The sequence below is a fragment of the Actimicrobium sp. GrIS 1.19 genome, from assembly GCF_035984655.1.
Lineage (GTDB): Bacteria > Pseudomonadota > Gammaproteobacteria > Burkholderiales > Burkholderiaceae_D > Actimicrobium.
Genome location: NZ_JAXCHT010000071.1, coordinates 1 through 2,954 on the forward strand (window position 1 = coordinate 1; position 2,954 = coordinate 2,954).

Genomic DNA, 2,954 nt, shown 5'->3' on the forward strand with positions numbered 1-2,954 from the left:
ACAGGAAAAATCGCAAACGTTCGACGTAACGCGAACAAAAAATCCGCGCTACGCCGTCGAACAGGCGGAATTCGATTTGTTCCGCGTTTCCTTAGTTTTTTTCACTTCTTAAAAAATCCGCCATGACCACACCAAAACCAGACCTCGTTGAAGTTCAAATCATTGTCGAGGGATATTGATCTGAATTTATTTTAATTTCATTTGATCGGATCTCCACCATGACCATCCCCATCTTGTACCGGCTGCGCATCGGCAAACGCTTGGCAATCGGCTTCAGTGTCATCCTCCTGCTGTCCATTTTCTCGACCATGTTTGCGCTGAAAAACGCGAGCGACACAGCCATTAACACCAAGCTCATGATGGATCAGCCGCTTGCCAAAGAACGCCTAGCGGCCGACCTGTACCTGCTGATTTACTCGGCCATCGAACGCACTACCATCATTGCCCGCAGCACCGACGACACGATCGCTACAGTATTCTCCGAACCGATTGCTGCCGGAACCAAAAAAGGCGCTAGTCTGCTCAAGCAAATTGAAGCATTGCCTAGCAGCGACGAGGAAAAAGCCGTCTTTGCTGAAACGACCGCGATGCGCGCCAAATACCAGATTGTCAAGAATGAGGTGATGGACGCAAAAAAGGCCAACAATTCCGAACTCTCCGACAGCCTTTTCAAAGAGCGCTTCGTGCAGGCAGCTGACGCGTACAAAGACAGCGCGCTGAAACTACTAACTTTCCAGCGCAACAGCATCAATGCCATCGCGATCGAAATCGAACAAGCTAACTCGCGCAGCTATCGGCTGATGGTCGCGCTCAACGTGCTGATGGTAGCGATAGGCGCTTTGTGCGCCTATCTGATTGCGCGCAGCATCACGGTGCCGCTGCGCGCGGCCATAGGTGTTGCTGGCACCGTTGCTTGCGGCGACCTGACCACCGTGTTCGACGCGCCGGTGGCCGATGAAATCGGCGACCTGATGCAGGCGCTGAAAGACATGAATGATGGCCTAGTGCGCGTGGTTAGCCAAGTCCAAATAGGCACGCAAACGATCGCTACTGCCTCCAGCCAAATCGCTACCGGCAACCAAGACCTGTCCAGCCGGACAGAGCAGCAAGCCTCTTCGCTCGAAGAAACCGCAGCGTCTATGGAAGAGATAACCTCCACAGTCAAACAAAACGCTGATAACGCTAGGCAAGCCAACCAGCTGGCCGCATCCGCTTCAAGCGTCGCTATCAAAGGCGGCGCGGTGGTTTCCCAAGTAGTGCAGACGATGGATGCGATCAACACCTCATCCAAGAAAATCGTTGACATCATTGGCGTCATCGACGGCATCGCTTTCCAGACCAATATCCTGGCGCTCAATGCGGCGGTCGAAGCGGCCCGAGCTGGCGAACAAGGCAGAGGCTTTGCCGTAGTTGCAGCAGAAGTCAGAAACCTGGCGCAAAGAAGTGCAGCCGCAGCCAAAGAGATCAAAACCTTAATCGGTGACTCGGTAGGTAAGGTTGAAGAAGGCAGCCGGCAAGTAGCCGAGGCAGGTAAAACGATGGACGAGATCGTTGGCAGCGTGCGCCGCGTGACCGACATCATGGCCGAGATCGAGGCGGCAAGTCGTGAGCAGACCCAGGGCATTGAACAAATCAATCAGGCCATCACGCAGATGGATCAGGTGACGCAGCAAAATGCAGCCCTGGTTGAAGAAGCAGCAGCAGCTGCCACTTCGCTGCAAGAACAAGCCAGCAGCTTAAGCCAAGTGGTCAGCGTGTTCAAGCTCGATGACAGCCAACACCATCAGGCACCAGTGCGCCAGCGCACTGCAGATATGCAGCATGCCCCCGCACACCCGCAGCCGCCCCGCGCCAAACGCGCCATTTCTGCACGGTAAAAAAAACCCCGCCAGTGCGCGGTGACTGGCGGGGTTTGTTTTTCAAATCAGGCAGCTTACTTTTGCACGTAATCTTCCGTTGACTTATCGTTCGGCGCATCCCAGGCGGCTTTGGTGCTGGCATTTAGTGCCAGGCCGACCTTGGTGTCTTTAGGTGGAATTGGCGACAGGAACCATTTTGTGTAGAGCTTGTTCATTTCGCCCGACTTGATTAGATTGCTCACTGTCTCGTCGGCCAGCCTTTTAAGTAGTGGGTCGTCCTTGCGGATCATGATGGCAATTGGCTCAATGCTCAGCACTTCACCGACAATTTTAAAGTCAGCAGGATTTTTGGCAGTGGCGATCTTACTGGCCAGAATGGAGCCGTCCATGATGAACGCATCGGCGCGGTCTGATTCAAGCAACAGAAAACTCTCCGAATGGTCCATACCAAAAACTTCCTTAAATTCAAGACCGGTGGCACGCTTGTTCTTGCGTAATGTCTGAACCGACGTGGTGCCGGTCGTGGTGGCAATGTTCTTGCCGTTCAGCTGGGCAATCGAGGTGATGCCCGAATTGGCCTTGACCGCAATGCGCACTTCTTCGACAAAGGTGGTGTTGACAAACGTCACGTCTTTTTTGCGGATGGCATTGTTGGTGGTCGAGCCGCATTCGATGTCCACCGTGCCCTTTTGTAACAGGGCAATTCGGTTTTGCGAGGTCACGGGCTGGTATTTGATGTCGAGCTTGCGCTCAGCCGCCTTTTCCACGCTGGCCAAGATGCGCTGGCAAATTTCAACATGGTAGCCGGTGTACTTTCCATCACCCAACGCGTAGGAAAGCGCACCCGACGAGTCACGCACCCCCATGGTGATCACACCCGAGGCTTTCACCTTGGCCAGCGTGTCAGCGCTCTGGGCAAAAGCGCCGGTAGTGGCAAGCAGTACAACCGAGAGGGCAACAAGTTTTAATTTCATAAAATTTCCAATTAAAGAACCAATTACTAGCCTGAATTTTGCATAAAAAAGGGCAAGAATGCCGTAAGTGATTGATAAAATGTAAGTTATCGAGAAACACACTCATCAACACAAACGCCAC

The 2,954-nt window shown here is 53.1% G+C and carries 2 protein-coding genes; one reads left to right on the forward strand and one right to left on the reverse strand.

What is annotated here, in order from left to right; all coding sequences use genetic code 11:
- The first annotated feature begins 218 nt into the window (after positions 1 to 218).
- Positions 219 to 1,877, forward strand: coding sequence for a methyl-accepting chemotaxis protein (locus tag RCH09_RS19495; protein ID WP_326942802.1), 1,659 nt, complete (start codon positions 219 to 221; stop codon positions 1,875 to 1,877).
- 56 nt (positions 1,878 to 1,933) lie between these two features.
- Here the strand turns inward: RCH09_RS19495 and RCH09_RS19500 are convergent, their stop codons facing one another.
- Positions 1,934 to 2,833, reverse strand: a complete 900-nt coding sequence (locus RCH09_RS19500) for a transporter substrate-binding domain-containing protein (protein ID WP_326942803.1) — start codon at positions 2,831 to 2,833, stop codon at positions 1,934 to 1,936.
- Positions 2,834 to 2,954 lie beyond the last annotated feature (121 nt).